Source organism: Mycobacterium canetti CIPT 140010059, from assembly GCF_000253375.1.
Lineage (GTDB): Bacteria > Actinomycetota > Actinomycetes > Mycobacteriales > Mycobacteriaceae > Mycobacterium > Mycobacterium tuberculosis.
In genome coordinates this window covers 1,854,602-1,868,961 of the sequence record NC_015848.1, presented here as the reverse complement: position 1 = coordinate 1,868,961, position 14,360 = coordinate 1,854,602, and the positions used below count along the sequence as shown (strand labels likewise).

The window sequence follows — 14,360 nt, the reverse complement described above, 5'->3', positions numbered from 1 at the left end:
TTGCCGGATATAGATAGGTCAGATTAATCACACCGCAACGGCGTGGCGCAACCCTCATTTGCCCGATCGCGGTGAACCAGCCGACAATGGTGGCGATGACACGACGATTCAATACGCACGCTGATCGCGGAAAATGTTGCTGTGCAAGGCTTTTTGGGAAATGCATGCGAGTCGTCCCGGCGCACCGCCGCACGCCGGGCTGCCCAGTCGCCGAACCGCCGGTGACCAGGATCATCGCGCGGACCCTAAGGTGACCCGCATCATGTCCGCCTCCACTCTGGAGCAGCCCGCGGCAGCACACGTCGACGAGTTGGTGGCGCGGATGCGCGGCCGGCTGCTCGACCCGCTGGCGATTGCAGTGCTGGCCGCGGTCATCAGCGGAGCCTGGGCAAGCAGGCCATCGTTGTGGTTCGACGAGGGGGCAACGATCTCGGCTTCAGCCAGCCGGACATTGCCAGAGCTATGGAGTCTGCTGGGCCATATCGACGCCGTGCACGGCCTGTACTACCTGTTGATGCATGGCTGGTTCGCCATATTTCCGCCCACCGAATTATGGTCGCGGCTTCCCAGCTGCCTGGCCATTGGAGCGGCCGCCGCCGGCGTGGTGGTTTTTGCCAAACAGTTTTCGGGACGCACCACGGCGGTGTGTGCGGGAGCCGTGTTCGCGATTCTGCCCAGGGTGACGTGGGCCGGAATCGAAGCACGCTCCTCCGCGCTGTCGGTAGCAGCCGCCGTCTGGCTGACCGTATTACTCGTGGCCGCGGTGCGGTGCAACACCCAGCGGCGGTGGCTGCTCTACGCGCTGGTTTTGATGCTGTCGATCTTGGTCAGTATCAACCTGGCCCTGTTGGTACCGGCCTATGCGACGATGGTGCCGCTGCTGGCGTCCGGGAAATCACGCAAATCTCCCGTGATCTGGTGGACGGTCGTCACGGCAGCCGCGCTCGGGGCCATGACACCGTTCATACTGTTCGCCCACGGCCAGGTTTGGCAGGTCGGGTGGATCGCAGGGTTGAACAGAAACATCATTCTCGACGTCATACACCGCCAGTATTTCGATCACAGTGTTCCGTTCGCCATCCTCGGGGGCCTCATCGTCGCTGCCGGCATCGCGGCGCACCTGGCCGGAGCTCGTGGACCCGGTGGCGATACCCACCGGCTCGTGCTCGTCAGCGCAGCCTGGATCGTCGTGCCCACCGCCGTCGTCCTCATCTACTCGGCGACCGTCGAACCGATCTACTACCCGCGCTACCTGATCCTCACCGCCCCCGCCGCGGCCGTCATCCTGGCGGTTTGCGTCGTCACCATCGCCCGCAAGCCGTGGCTCATCGCCGGGGTCGTGTTTCTCCTTGCCGCCGCAGCGTTTCCGAACTACTTCTTCACACAGCGGGGGCCGTACGCGAAAGAGGGCTGGGATTACAGCCAGGTGGCAGATGTCATCAGCGCCCATGCCAAGCCCGGGGATTGCCTGCTGGTGGACAACACCGCGGGTTGGCGACCCGGGCCCATCCGCGCCCTGCTGGCCACCCGGCCGGCGGCGTTCCGGTCGCTGATTGACGTCGAGCGCGGCACCTACGGCCCCAAGGTCGGCACTTTGTGGGATGGCCATGTCGCTGTGTGGCTTACGACGGCCAAGATCGACAAGTGCCCCACGCTGTGGACGATAGCCAATCGTGACAAGTCGTTGCCCGATCATCAGGTCGGCGAAATGTTGTCACCGGGAACAGGCTTCGGGCGCACGCCCGTATACCGGTTCCCGAGCTACCTCGGCTTCCGCATCGTCGAGCGCTGGCAGTTCCACTACTCGCAGGTGGTCAAGTCAACGCGGTAAGCGCCGGTCGCGGTGCGTGGCCTGGTAGGAGGCGATGACACCAGCGGCGGCCAGCACCGTAAATGCCATGTATAGCCCACGAGCCGCCGCCACTTCGCCGCCCTTGGCAGTGTTGACCACCACACCGGCCAGCCCGGCGCCGAAAGCACCGGAGATCAGCTGTACGACATTGATCGCCGCGGCCGCCGCGCTGCTCTCGGCCGGGTCGGCGACAGAATCCATAGCGCGCACCGTTAGATGCGGCCAGGCGATCCCGATGCCGGTCCCGATGATCAGCAGCGCCAGCGCCCACAGCGCGATGATCCCCACCGGCGCATCGGCGCGCTGGGTGACGGCGCCTAGCGCCAACCCCGACGCCATCACCAGCGGTGCGGCTGCCACGACATGCCCGATAACTCGTGCACTGTTCAACGAGGCGCTGGCGACCTCACCGACCGTCCAGCCCACCGCCAGCGCGGCACCCAAGAACCCGGCTGCCACCGGGGTCAGGTGTCCCAGTCGCTGACCGAACAGCGGCACGTAGGTATCGACCATTGCCGCAATCATCTGCACCGACATGGTCAGGTAAATCCATTTCAACGGTCCGGAGCCAAATACGCTGGGCGGCAACACCGCTGCGTGTATCCGCCAGTCGACTACCACAAACACCGCAACCAGCAGCGCGGCGGCGGCTAGCAGCCCGGCCGTCTGGACGAGGTAGTTCGGAAGCGCGGCGACGCTGATCGCCAGTGCGGCGGCCCCCATCAGCAATAGCGACCACACCGGCACCTTGTGTGTGCTGCCCACCGGCGTCTCGCCGCCCGGGCCGACCCGCCCGGCACCGAGCGCGACCGGCACCAACATGGCCATCAACGCGGTCAGCAACGTCATCACGCCGAACGCCCATCGCCACAGCCCGAGCTGCGCGAAAAGGCCTCCGGTCGCCGGTCCGATCAGCGTCGCGACCCCCCACATCGCCGACACCAGTGCTGAGCCACGGGTCCACAGCGACTTGGGCAAGGTCGAGTTGATCAGCGCGTAGCCTAGGCCGGCCAGCAGCCCACCGGCTATTCCTTGCAAGGTACGCCCGGCCACCAGAATCTGCATGCTCGGCGCCGCCGCACATACCAGGCTGGCCAGACCGAAGACGGCCAACCCCATCAGATACGACGAGCGCGCCCCGACGCGCAGCAACATCGTATTGACGGTGGTCGCCGCCACCACCGACCCGACCAGATACAGGGTTGTCACCCAGGCGTACAGCCGGCTACCCCCGATGTCGGCGATGGTGCTCGGCAGCAGGCTGATTGTCAGAAACTCGTTGGTGGCGTACAGCGCGACGCCACCGGCCAGCACTATGGAGGTGCCCAGATACCTGCTCAGTAGCTCACGCCAGCTGCCGGTCTCGCTCGCTGTTTCGGTCACTTCAGGCCGGCCGCGTCCATCCCCCGCAGCTCCCGCTTGAGGTCGGCGATCTCGTCGCGGAACCGGGCCGCCAGCTCGAACTGCAGGTCGCGCGCGGCCGCCATCATCTGTGCGGTGAGGTCTTTGATTAGGTCGGCCAGCTCAGCGCGCGGCATGGCGGAGGTGTCGCGGCCCTCGAACACGCCGGCGCTGACCGCCCGGCCGGGCTCACCCTGAGCCCGCCGGCCGCGGGATGCGTTGCGCCCGGATCCGCCGACCTCGACGACGGCGGTGTCGTCGGCCTCCCGATAGACCTGATCGAGGATGTCGGCGATCTTTTTGCGCAGCGGCTGTGGGTCGATTCCGTTGGCCTCGTTGTAGGCGATCTGCTTGGCCCGCCGGCGTTCGGTCTCGTCGATGGCTTCCCTCATCGAGTCGGTGATTTTGTCGGCGTACATGTGCACCTCGCCGGACACGTTGCGAGCGGCGCGTCCGATGGTCTGGATCAGGCTGCGGCTTGACCGCAGGAATCCTTCTTTGTCGGCGTCGAGGATCGCCACCAGCGACACCTCGGGCAGGTCTAGGCCCTCGCGGAGCAGGTTGATGCCGACCAGCACGTCGTAGTCACCCAGACGCAGCTGGCGCAACAACTCGACCCGGCGCAACGTGTCGACCTCCGAATGCAGGTAGCGCACCCGAATGCCCATCTCCAGCAGGTAGTCGGTGAGGTCTTCGGCCATCTTCTTGGTCAGCGTCGTCACCAGCACCCGCTGGTCGGCGTCTGCCCGTGTGCGGATCTCGCCGATCAGGTCGTCGATCTGCCCTTTGGTCGGCTTGACTACCACTTTCGGGTCCACCAGACCGGTCGGCCGGATCACCTGCTCGACGAACTCGCCGCCGGTCTGGCTGAGCTCGTAGGGCCCCGGGGTGGCAGACAGATACACCGTCTGCCCGATCCGGTCAGCGAACTCCTCCCAGGTCAGCGGACGGTTGTCGCACGCCGACGGCAGCCGGAAACCGTACTCCACCAGGTTGCGCTTGCGGGAGATGTCGCCCTCGTACATGCCGCCGATCTGCGGCACGGTGACATGTGACTCGTCGATAACGAGCAGGAAATCCTCGGGGAAATAGTCGAGCAGGGTCGCGGGCGGCGTGCCGGGCCCCCTACCGTCGATGTGGCGGGAGTAGTTCTCGATGCCCGAGCAGAACCCGACCTGCCGCATCATTTCGATGTCGTAGTTGGTGCGCATCCGCAGCCGCTGCGCCTCCAGCAGCTTGCCCTGGCTCTCAAGCTCGGCGAGTCGCTCGGCGAGTTCTTCCTCGATGGCCGAGACGGCATGCGCCATCCGCTCCGGACCGGCGACGTAATGGGTAGCGGGAAAGATCCGCAGCGAGTCGACCTGGCGGATAACCTCGCCGGTCAGCGGGTGCAGATAGTACAGCGCCTCGATCTCGTCGCCGAAGAACTCGATGCGAACCGCCAGCTCTTCGTAGGAGGGGATGATCTCGACGGTGTCGCCGCGCACCCGAAACGAGCCGCGAGTAAAGGACATGTCGTTTCGGGTGTATTGCACGTCGACCAGCAGCCGCAGCAGCCCATCGCGCGGCACTTCCTCGCCCACCTTCAGCTCGACGGAGCGGTCCAGGTAGGACTGCGGTGTGCCCAGGCCGTAGATGCAGGACACCGAAGCCACCACCACCACGTCACGACGCGACAGCAGCGCCGAGGTCGCGGAGTGCCGCAGCCGCTCCACGTCGTCGTTGATGGAGCTATCCTTTTCGATATAAGTGTCGGTCTGCGCGATATACGCCTCCGGCTGGTAGTAGTCGTAGTACGAGACGAAGTACTCGACGGCGTTGTGCGGCAACATCTCTCGCAGTTCGTTCGCCAGCTGGGCGGCCAACGTCTTGTTGGGCGCCATCACCAGGGTGGGCCGCTGCAGGCGTTCGATCAGCCACGCGGTGGTCGCCGACTTCCCGGTGCCGGTGGCGCCGAGCAACACCACGTCACGCTCCCCCGCGTTGATCCGCCGCTCCAGCTCGTCGATTGCGGCCGGCTGGTCGCCGGCCGGAGCATGCGGACTGACCACCTCGAAGTGACCGCCGGCGCGCACAATCTCCTCGACCGCGCGATACTCCGAATGCGCGACCACCGGGTGCTCGGTAGCGAAAGCCACGCCAACCAGCCTAGAGCCACCCGCGGACACACCGTGCGGCGAGCGTGCGCAGAATGCCACCAGTACCGGCGTGTCGATGTACCGGCACGCCTCGTGCGACCAGATAGGGTGAGCCATTCACCCACCCAAGCACGAGACGTTCGACCTGATCGCCCACACCAATACCGATCCGAAGGGCATAGTGCGGGCGGTCGATGAGTACACGGTGCATCCGTGGGGGCTCTACCTGGCCCGGCCCACCCCGGGCCGTGCCCAATTCCACTACCTCGAGTCGTGGCTGTTGCCGTCGTTGGGCCTACGCGCCACTGTCTTTCACTTCAATCCCAGCCACAAACGCGATCACGACTACTATCTGGACGTCGGCGAATACACACCGGGCCCTTCCGTATGGCGTTCCGAAGACCACTACCTCGACATCGAAGTCCGCACCGGCGGCGGGGCCGAGCTCGCCGACGTCGACGAACTACTCGACGCCGTCCGCCACGGCCTGTTGACCCCGACGGTCGCCGAGCAGGCGGTGCGGCACGCAGTCGACGCCGTCGAGGGCCTGGCCCGCAACGGCTATGACCTCACCCGCTGGCTGGCCACCAAGGGGATGGAGCTGACCTGGCGCAGCGGCTCATGAAGCGCGCGTGCCGGCTCGGGTAGCAGAAGCGCCCACCGCCCCGGGCGCCGGCGCCCCCGAGCTGGAAGCCTCAGATGAGGCTGGCCGGGGATGACAGCTGGGCGGCCTGCTCGATCGATGGCGTCATCGCCCAGTGCGGCAGGCCCTCGTTCAGGGACGCCAGTGCACCGCATCCGCCCACTCCCATGCCCGCTGGTAGGCATCCAGGAACCACGGCTCCTTGGCGGTGACGTAGCGCGCGAGCTCACCGTCGGCGCGCCTGTCGGCGTCACACTTGACCGTCAAATAGTCTTCTCTCGCGCCGGGATTGGCCGCCAGCCAGTCGACGAACAGCAGGGCGAACTGTTGGTTGGGCCAGCCGTCCACCCGAATGTGCACGTTGGTGGGCCGACCAGGATCCGCCGAGGCATGAATGCGTTTGCGCCACAACTCGGGATCGTCGCTGTGGTCGTAGCGGCTCACGGTGCTGCGAGCGTCGGTCTTTTCGGTGTCCTGGGTGATGTGCTCGAGGCGTGGGTAGCCGGCGGCCAGCAAGGGCTCGGCCAGCTCGTCGGCCACGTCAAGTGATTCGACGGTGACCTGGATGTCGATGACATCCTTGGCTAGAAAATCGGGGAAGCCCGACACGGCGGTTGACCCAATGTGGTCAACTCGCAAGGCTTTATGCCCGCACGCGATCTTTAGCCGGTTGACGATGCGCCGCGCCTGATCCGGCCAGCTTGGATCCGCCGGCACCAACCTAGCCGGCGCGCGCGCAATCTGACGTTGGGCCAGGTTGTGCGCGAAGGGCTGGACGCGCGTGTTCCAGACGTCGCGGGCCCGCCGCACCAAATCCTCTGGGCTGCCCGAGTTGTCCAGCCAGACGTCGGCGACGGCACGACGCTGCTGGTCGCTGGCCTGCGCAGCGATCCTAGCCCGGGCGTCGGCTTCGGCCATGCCGCGTTGCTCGACCAGCCGTCGCACCCGTAGCTCGACGTCGGCGTGCACCACCACCACCAGCGGAAACAATGGCGCCATCCCGGATTCCACCAGCAGTGGAATATCTTCGACCACAACCGCGTCCCCCGAAACCGCCGCGATGATCTCGGATCGGCGCCGGGCGACCAGCGGGTGCACGATTCCGTTGAGCACACCGCGCGACTCGTCATCTCGAAACGCCTTGGCCGCCAACGCCTGCCGGTCCAGCGCTCCGTCTGCAAGCAGGATGTCGCGACCGAACGCGTCGACCAGCGAGGCCAGCCCCTCGGTACCCGGCTGGACCACTTCACGCGCCAACACATCGCCGTCGACAACGATTCCGCCGCATTGCGAGAACGTCGTGGACAGCAACGACTTCCCGGCTCCGATGCCACCGGTCAGCCCGATGCGCAGCATTACGTGAGTGCGACGAGCGGAAAGATCAAGCGCTGCCGGCGAGTTTTTCCCGCAGGGCCGCCAGCTGGGCGTCGCTGGCCAGTGATCCACCCGCGGTCTTCTCCGACGGTGCGCTACTGGCCGACGACTGATCGTCCGCGCCGCGTCCAGCCGCCTCGGCGGCGGCGAACTTCTCCATCTGCGCGGTGTGCATCTTGTGCCGGCGCTCGGCCTCGGCGTACCGAGCTTCCCATTCGGCGCGCTGCTTTTCGAATCCCTCAAGCCATTCGTTGGTTTCGGCATCGAAGCCCTCGGGGAAGATGTAGTTGCCCTGCTCGTCGTAACTGTCGGCCATGCCGTACTTCGCCGGGTCGAACTCCTCGGTGTAGTCCTCATTGGCTTGCTTGAGCGACAACGAGATCCGACGGCGCTCCAGGTCGATGTCGATGACCTTGACCATCGCGTCGTCGCCGACGGCAACCACCTGATCGGGCACCTCGACGTGACGCTCGGCCAGCTCGGAGATGTGCACCAGGCCCTCGATACCCTCCTCGACGCGGACGAATGCACCGAACGGAACCAACTTGGTGACCTTGCCCGGCACGATCTGCCCGATCGCGTGAGTGCGGGCGAAGTGCCGCCACGGGTCTTCCTGAGTCGCCTTGAGTGACAACGAAACCCGCTCACGGTCCATGTCGACGTCGAGCACCTCGACGGTGACCTCGTCACCAACCTGGACCACCTCGGACGGGTGGTCGATGTGCTTCCACGATAGCTCGGAGACATGCACCAGACCGTCCACACCGCCGAGATCGACGAACGCGCCGAAGTTGACGATCGAGGACACGACACCCTTTCGGATGGCGCCTTTTTGCAAGTTATTCAGGAACTCGCTGCGCACCTCGGACTGGGTCTGCTCCAGCCAGGCGCGACGGGACAGCACCACGTTGTTGCGGTTCTTGTCCAGCTCGATGATCTTGGCCTCGATCTCCTTGCCGATGTAGGGCTGCAGGTCGCGCACCCGGCGCATCTCCACCAGCGAGGCGGGCAGGAAACCGCGCAGCCCGATGTCGAGGATCAGGCCACCCTTGACGACCTCGATGACCGTGCCCTTGACGGCCTCGTCCTTCTCCTTGAGCGCCTCGATGGTGCCCCAGGCACGCTCGTACTGCGCGCGTTTCTTGGAGAGGATGAGCCGGCCCTCTTTGTCCTCCTTGGTGAGCACCAGGGCTTCGACCTCGTCACCGACGGAAACGACCTCGTTGGGGTCGACGTCGTGCTTGATGGACAGTTCGCGGGCGGGGATCACGCCTTCGGTCTTGTAGCCGATGTCGAGGAGCACCTCGTCCCGGTCCACTTTGACGATGGTGCCTTCGACGATGTCGCCATCGTTGAAGTACTTGATCGTTTTGTCTATTGCGGCGAGAAAGTCCTCGCTAGAGCCTATGTCGTTGACGGCTACTTGGGGCGAGGTGACGGCGGGACTCGGCATATTGTTGGGTTGCTCCGGACAGGGTTGGTCGTAGGGACAGATTGGTACCTGACGAGGCTACTCGACGGGGTACACGCTGGACAAACTCGGTCCCGATTGCGCCGAGTGTGAACTCAGGGCGGAAAAATCGCCGAATTCCCGCCCCAGATGCACGCTCGGCGCTCAGTGCGCAGCGGCGTCCCAGCTGCGGCCGTAGCCCACCGACACCTCCAGCGGGACGTCGAGCGGGTAAGCGCCGCCCATCTTGTCGCGCACCAGGGCCTCGACCCGCTCGCGTTCACCGGGGGCGATTTCGAACAGCAGCTCGTCGTGGACCTGCAGCAGCATGCGCGACGCCAGCTGTGCCTCGTTGAGCGCCTTGTCGACCTGGATCATGGCCACCTTGATGATGTCGGCCGCGCTGCCCTGGATCGGCGCGTTCAGCGCCGCCCGCTCGGCGGCCTCCCGCACTTGACGGTTGCTGCTGTCCAGCTCGGGCAGGTAGCGGCGACGGCCCAGCACCGTCGAGGTGTAGCCGTCCTTGCGGGCCCGCTCGACTACGGCGCGCAGGTAGTCGCGCACCCCGCCGAATCGGGCGAAATACGCGTCCATCTGCTCGTTGGCTTCCTCGGTGGAGATTTTCAACTGCTGCGACAGGCCGTAGGCGCTCAACCCGTAGGCCAGCCCGTAGGACATCGCCTTGACCCGGCGCCGCAGCTCGCCGGTAACCTCCTCGATCGGCACGCCGAACGCCCGGGACGCGACAAACGAATGCAGGTCCTCCCCGGTGTTGAACGCCTCGATGAGGCCCTCGTCCCTGGACAGGTGCGCCATGATCCGCATCTCGATCTGGCTGTAGTCGGCCGTCATCAACTCGGCGTATCCGCCCCCGACCACGAAGGCGTCCCGGATGCGCCGTCCGGCGTCGGTACGGATCGGGATGTTCTGCAGGTTGGGTTCGGTCGACGACAGCCGGCCGGTCGCGGCGATCGTCTGGTTGAACGTGGTGTGGATGCGACCGTCGGCGGCCACCGCTTGGAGCAACCCGTCGACGGTGACCTTGAGCCGGGTGACGTCGCGGTGAGCGAGCAGATGCTGCAGAAACGGATGCCCGGTCTTGTCGAACAACGACTGCAGCGCGTCGGCATCCGTGGTGTAGCCGGTCTTGGTGCGTTTGGTCTTCGGCATGCCTAGTTCGTCGAACAGCACGACCTGCAGCTGCTTGGGTGAGCCCAGGTTGATTTGCTTGCCGATCACGCCGTAGGCGGCCTCGGCGGCGTCGCGGATCTGGTCGCCGAACTGGCTTTGCAGCTCGGTCAACATGGGCAGGTCGACGGCGATACCGGCACTTTCCATCTTCGCCAGCACCCGCTGGACCGGCAGCTCCATCTCCCCCAGCAGCGCGGTGGAGTCGATACGCGCTAACTCGGCGTCCAGCGCGTCGGCCAGGTCGATGACTGCCCGCGCCCGCAGGATCGTCGTTTGAATGGTCTCGGCGTCCGTATCGTCGTCATCGAGCAGTGAAAGTTGTTGCTGCTGCGGTGTTTCCGCACGCAGCTCGCGACGCAGATAGCGCAGCGAGAGGTCGTCGAGGGTGAAGCTGCGCTGCCCCGGCCGCACCAGGTAGGCCGCCAGTGCGGTGTCGGAGGTGACGCCCTCCAAGGTCCAACCACGACCCGCCAGGTCATGAACGGCCGCCTTTGCCTCGTGCAGGGCTTTGGGTTTAGCTGGATCCGCTAGCCAGGCCGCCAACGCGGCGTCGTCATCGGGCGTCAGCGTCGCGGTATCGAGGTAAGCGCCTTCGCCGTCGGCGGCGGCGACGGCCATAGCGGTAGCGTCCCCACCGTGCGGCAGATGGGTACCCACCACCGTCAGGCCCGATCGGCGCCCGTCGCCGGCGTGCTCGGCCAACCACTGCCCGACCGTGCCGGGCGCCAACGCGCCGCCGCGCACGTCGAACCCCTCGTCAACCTCGGGTCCCCCGGCCGCGGCCAACGTGTCGAACAACCGGTCGCGCAACACCCGAAACTCCAGGTCGTCGAAGAGCCGGTGAATGTGGTCGCGATCCCAGGGCTGCAGCCGCAGCGTGTCCGGGGTCTGCGCCAGCGGCACATCGCGAACCAGGTCGGTGAGCTCCCGGTTGCGCACCACGCTGGCCAGGTTCGCCCGCAGCGCATCGCCCACCTTGCCGCGCACGGCGTCAACGTTGTCCACCAGTGACCGCAGCGAGCCGTACTCGGCGATCCACTTGGCGGCCGTCTTCTCCCCCACCCCGGGAATGCCGGGCAGGTTATCGCTGGGGTCGCCGCGCAGCGCGGCGAAGTCGGGGTACTGCCTAGGGGTGAGCCCGTACTTTTCGACGACGGCCTCCGGTGTGAAGCGCGTAAGTTCGCTGACGCCCTTGCGTGGGTAGAGCACCGTCACATCGTCACTGACCAGTTGCAGAGCGTCACGATCCCCGGTGACCACCAGCACCCGGTAGCCCTCGTTCTCGGCCTCGGTGGCCAGCGTGGCGATGAGGTCGTCGGCCTCGAACCCCGGCTCGGAGAGCACGGTGATGCCGAGTGCGCCCAGCACTTCTTTGGTGATGTCGATCTGGCCAGCGAACTCGTCGGGGGTCGACGATCGGTTGGCCTTGTACTCCGGGTAGCGCTGCAAGCGGAAGGTCTGCCGGGACACATCGAACGCCGCCGCGATGTGCGTCGGCGACTCGTCGCGCAGCAGGTTGATCAGCATGGCGGTGAACCCGTAGACGGCGTTGGTGGTCAGCCCGCCGCGGGTCTTGAAGTTCTCCGCGGGCAGTGCGTAGAACGCCCGAAACGCCAGCGAATTACCATCCAGCAACATCAGCGTCGGCTTGGCTCGATCCTCGCTGGGGGCACTGGCAGTAGTCACCACGGCTCACACTTTATGCACCCGCGCTGACGTGGAATGCGGGCGCAGGGGCCAGCAGAACTGCAACACGTTTCAGTTTTGCGCCCGGGCTCGGTAGGCTGGACCGGTGCCAGAGGTCACCCGTGAAGAACCGGCAATCGATGGATGGTTCACCACCGATAAGGCCGGCAACCCGCATCTGCTCGGCGGCAAGTGTCCCCAGTGCGGCACGTACGTGTTCCCACCCCGGGCGGACAATTGTCCGAATCCGGCCTGCGGCAGCGACACACTAGAGTCGGTCGGACTGTCGACCCGCGGAAAGCTTTGGAGCTACACCGAAAACCGCTACGCCCCGCCACCGCCTTATCCTGCACCCGACCCCTTTGAGCCGTTCGCCGTGGCCGCGGTGGAACTGGCCGACGAGGGACTGATCGTGCTGGGCAAGGTGGTCGATGGCACGCTGGCCGCCGATCTGAAGGTCGGCATGGAGATGGAGCTGACGACCATGCAGCTGTTCACCGACGACGAGGGTGTGCAGCGCATCGTCTACGCGTGGAGGATCGCCTGAGCATGAGTACGCCCGAACCGCTCTACATCCTTGGCGCCGGTATGCACCCGTGGGGGAAATGGGGTAATGACTTCACCGAGTATGGCGTGGTCGCCGCCCGCGCCGCGTTGCGCGACGCCGGCGTGGACTGGCGGCACGTGCAGCTGGTCGCCGGAGCGGACACCATCCGCAACGGGTATCCGGGCTTCGTCGCCGGTGCCACGTTCGCCCAGAAGCTCGGCTGGACCGGTGTGCCGGTCAGCTCCAGCTACGCCGCGTGTGCCAGCGGTTCCCAAGCGCTGCAGAGTGCTCGCGCGCAGATCTTGGCCGGTTTCTGTGACGTGGCGCTGGTGATCGGCGCCGACACCACACCGAAGGGCTTTTTCGCGCCCGTGGGCGGCGAGCGCAAGGGCGACCCCGACTGGCAGCGCTTCCATCTGATCGGGGCGACGAACACGGTGTACTTCGCGCTGCTGGCGCGCCGGCGCATGGACCTGTACGGCGCCACAGTCGAGGACTTCGCTCAAGTGAAGGTCAAGAACTCCCGGCACGGCCTAGACAACCCGAACGCCCGCTACCGCAAAGAGAACTCGATCGACGACGTGCTGGCTAGCCCGGTGGTCTCGGATCCGCTTCGGCTGCTTGACATCTGCGCCACCTCCGACGGTGCGGCCGCACTCATCGTGGCCAGCAAGTCTTTCACCGAGAAGCACCTTGGCTCGGTGGCGGGCGTGCCGTCGGTGCGCGCGATCAGCACCGTTACCCCGAAATACCCGCAACATTTGCCCGAATTGCCGGATATCGCAACGGATTCCACCGCCACGGTGCCGGCTCCGGAGCGGGTATTCAAGGATCAGATCCTCGACGCTGCCTACGCGGAGGCCGGTATTGGTCCAGAAGACTTAAGCTTGGCCGAGGTCTACGACCTGTCCACCGCGTTGGAACTCGACTGGTACGAACACCTGGGGCTCTGCCCCAAGGGTGAGGCCGAGGCGCTGCTGCGCAGCGGCGCGACCACCCTCGGCGGCAGGGTCCCGGTCAACCCGTCGGGCGGGCTGGCGTGTTTCGGTGAGGCGATTCCCGCCCAGGCGATCGCGCAGGTCTGCGAGCTGACCTGGCAGCTGCGCGGTCAGGCCACCGGCCGGCAGGTGGAGGACGCCAAAGTCGGCGTCACCGCCAACCAGGGCCTGTTCGGGCACGGCTCGTCGGTGATCGTCGCGCGCTAGGTTCCGCGAGCAGACGCAAAATCGCCCATTTCGGGCCCGAAATGGGCGATTTTGCGTCTGCTCGCCCTCAGGTGTCTTTGGGTGTTCCGAGGGTTTCCAGCACGACTTCGGCCACCCGCTTCATGGTGGTACGCCGATCCATGGCGGCACGTTGAATCCACTTGAAAGCGTCCGGCTCGGTCATCCCATGTTTGGTTTGCAGCAGGCCTTTTGCTCGTTCCACCAGCTTGCGGGTTTCCAACCGTTCAGATAGCGTCGCCACCTCGCCTTCCAACGCGGTGATCTCCCTGAACCGGCTGACCGCCAATTCAATCGCTGGAATCAGGTCGCTGATGCTGAAAGGCTTTACCAGGTATGCCATCGCCCCGGCATCACGCGCACGTTCGACCAGATCACGCTGGCTGAACGCGGTCAGCACCACGATCGGGGCAATACGTTTGCTGGCGATTTCGGATGCAGCGTCGATCCCGTCCCGGCGCGGCATCTTCACGTCCATGATCACCAGGTCGGGCTTGTGCAGCTCGGCCAGCTCGACGGCTTCCTGGCCGTCGCCGGCCTCGCCGACAATTTCATATCCCTCCTCTCGCAACATCTCGGCCAGGTCCATGCGGATGAGCGCTTCATCTTCCGCGATCAAGACCCGACGTGGGACAGCGGCATCGGCGTCGGTGGTGGGGCCGGTCATGACGGACATTGTGTCGTGAGCGGGCGCGATCGGGAACCTCGGGGGGCGGTGAGTCGGGACGTGGCTCCTCTAGAGTAGGAGACCGGATCAAGCCCTCGTATCCCAACTGGCAGAGGAAACGGACTCAAAACCCGTCCAGTGTGGGTTCGAATCCCACCGAGGGCACCAAGCGAACGCACCCGGAAAGC

At 65.7% G+C, this 14,360-nt stretch carries 10 protein-coding genes, 1 tRNA gene and 1 pseudogene; 5 read left to right on the top strand and 7 right to left on the bottom strand.

Annotated elements, in window-relative coordinates; genetic code table 11:
• Positions 1-160: 160 nt before the first annotated feature.
• Entirely contained in the window at positions 161-1,831 is a 1,671-nt protein-coding gene (locus tag MCAN_RS08615) for a mannosyltransferase (protein WP_014000860.1), read from the top strand.
• On the opposite strand, the gene MCAN_RS08610 is transcribed toward MCAN_RS08615, so the two are convergent.
• On the bottom strand, positions 1,820-3,235 hold the full coding sequence (locus MCAN_RS08610; RefSeq protein WP_003408079.1) for an MFS transporter: 1,416 nt from the start codon (positions 3,233-3,235) through the stop codon (positions 1,820-1,822). The two genes, MCAN_RS08615 and MCAN_RS08610, sit on opposite strands and share 12 nt — an antisense overlap.
• Complete coding sequence (uvrB, locus tag MCAN_RS08605; protein WP_003911575.1) at positions 3,232-5,391, bottom strand: excinuclease ABC subunit UvrB; 2,160 nt, start codon at positions 5,389-5,391, stop codon at positions 3,232-3,234. The genes MCAN_RS08610 and uvrB overlap by 4 nt, the downstream gene beginning before the upstream one ends.
• A 181-nt stretch (positions 5,392-5,572) precedes the next feature.
• Between uvrB and MCAN_RS08600 the strand changes: the two genes are divergently transcribed.
• Complete coding sequence (locus MCAN_RS08600; RefSeq protein WP_003898953.1) at positions 5,573-6,016, top strand: DUF402 domain-containing protein; 444 nt, start codon at positions 5,573-5,575, stop codon at positions 6,014-6,016.
• Here MCAN_RS08600 and MCAN_RS24120 read toward each other — a convergent pair.
• The 4 genes and pseudogenes from MCAN_RS24120 to polA all read right to left on the bottom strand — a co-directional run.
• Positions 6,012-6,128 (bottom strand): annotated as a pseudogene (locus MCAN_RS24120) (hypothetical protein); the annotation flags it as partial. The gene MCAN_RS08600 and the pseudogene MCAN_RS24120 overlap by 5 nt on opposite strands.
• Before the next feature lie 38 nt (positions 6,129-6,166).
• Positions 6,167-7,390, bottom strand: a complete 1,224-nt coding sequence (gene coaE, locus MCAN_RS08595; protein WP_014000859.1) for a dephospho-CoA kinase — start codon at positions 7,388-7,390, stop codon at positions 6,167-6,169.
• A 25-nt stretch (positions 7,391-7,415) separates the two neighbouring features.
• Entirely contained in the window at positions 7,416-8,861 is a 1,446-nt protein-coding gene (gene rpsA, locus MCAN_RS08590; protein WP_014000858.1) for a 30S ribosomal protein S1, read from the bottom strand.
• 162 nt (positions 8,862-9,023) lie between these two features.
• Positions 9,024-11,738 carry a DNA polymerase I gene (polA, locus tag MCAN_RS08585; protein WP_014000857.1) on the bottom strand — a complete coding sequence of 905 codons (2,715 nt, stop codon included), beginning with the start codon at positions 11,736-11,738 and terminating at the stop codon, positions 9,024-9,026.
• A 103-nt stretch (positions 11,739-11,841) separates the two neighbouring features.
• Between polA and MCAN_RS08580 the strand changes: the two genes are divergently transcribed.
• Positions 11,842-12,282: a Zn-ribbon domain-containing OB-fold protein gene (locus MCAN_RS08580; RefSeq protein ID WP_015303116.1), complete on the top strand. Its 441-nt coding sequence runs from the start codon at positions 11,842-11,844 to the stop codon at positions 12,280-12,282.
• Positions 12,279-13,487 (top strand): lipid-transfer protein, encoded by a 1,209-nt coding sequence (locus MCAN_RS08575; protein WP_014000856.1) that lies wholly within the window; start codon positions 12,279-12,281, stop codon positions 13,485-13,487. Before MCAN_RS08580 ends, MCAN_RS08575 begins: the two co-directional genes overlap by 4 nt.
• Before the next feature lie 67 nt (positions 13,488-13,554).
• On the opposite strand, the gene MCAN_RS08570 is transcribed toward MCAN_RS08575, so the two are convergent.
• Entirely contained in the window at positions 13,555-14,172 is a 618-nt protein-coding gene (locus MCAN_RS08570) for an ANTAR domain-containing response regulator (RefSeq protein WP_003408045.1), read from the bottom strand.
• Positions 14,173-14,263: 91 nt separating this feature from the next.
• Here MCAN_RS08570 and MCAN_RS08565 point away from each other — a divergent pair.
• Positions 14,264-14,340: transfer RNA gene (locus MCAN_RS08565), tRNA-Leu, on the top strand.
• Positions 14,341-14,360 lie beyond the last annotated feature (20 nt).

What these genes read in the sequence shown, in the direction of transcription:
- MCAN_RS08615 (WP_014000860.1), top strand. Translation starts at nt 161, where the DNA reads ATGCATGCGAGTCGTCCCGGCGCACCGCCGCACGCCGGGCTGCCCAGT.
- coaE (WP_014000859.1), bottom strand. Translation starts at nt 7,390, where the DNA reads ATGCTGCGCATCGGGCTGACCGGTGGCATCGGAGCCGGGAAGTCGTTG.
- rpsA (WP_014000858.1), bottom strand. Translation starts at nt 8,861, where the DNA reads ATGCCGAGTCCCGCCGTCACCTCGCCCCAAGTAGCCGTCAACGACATA.
- MCAN_RS08570 (WP_003408045.1), bottom strand. Translation starts at nt 14,172, where the DNA reads ATGACCGGCCCCACCACCGACGCCGATGCCGCTGTCCCACGTCGGGTC.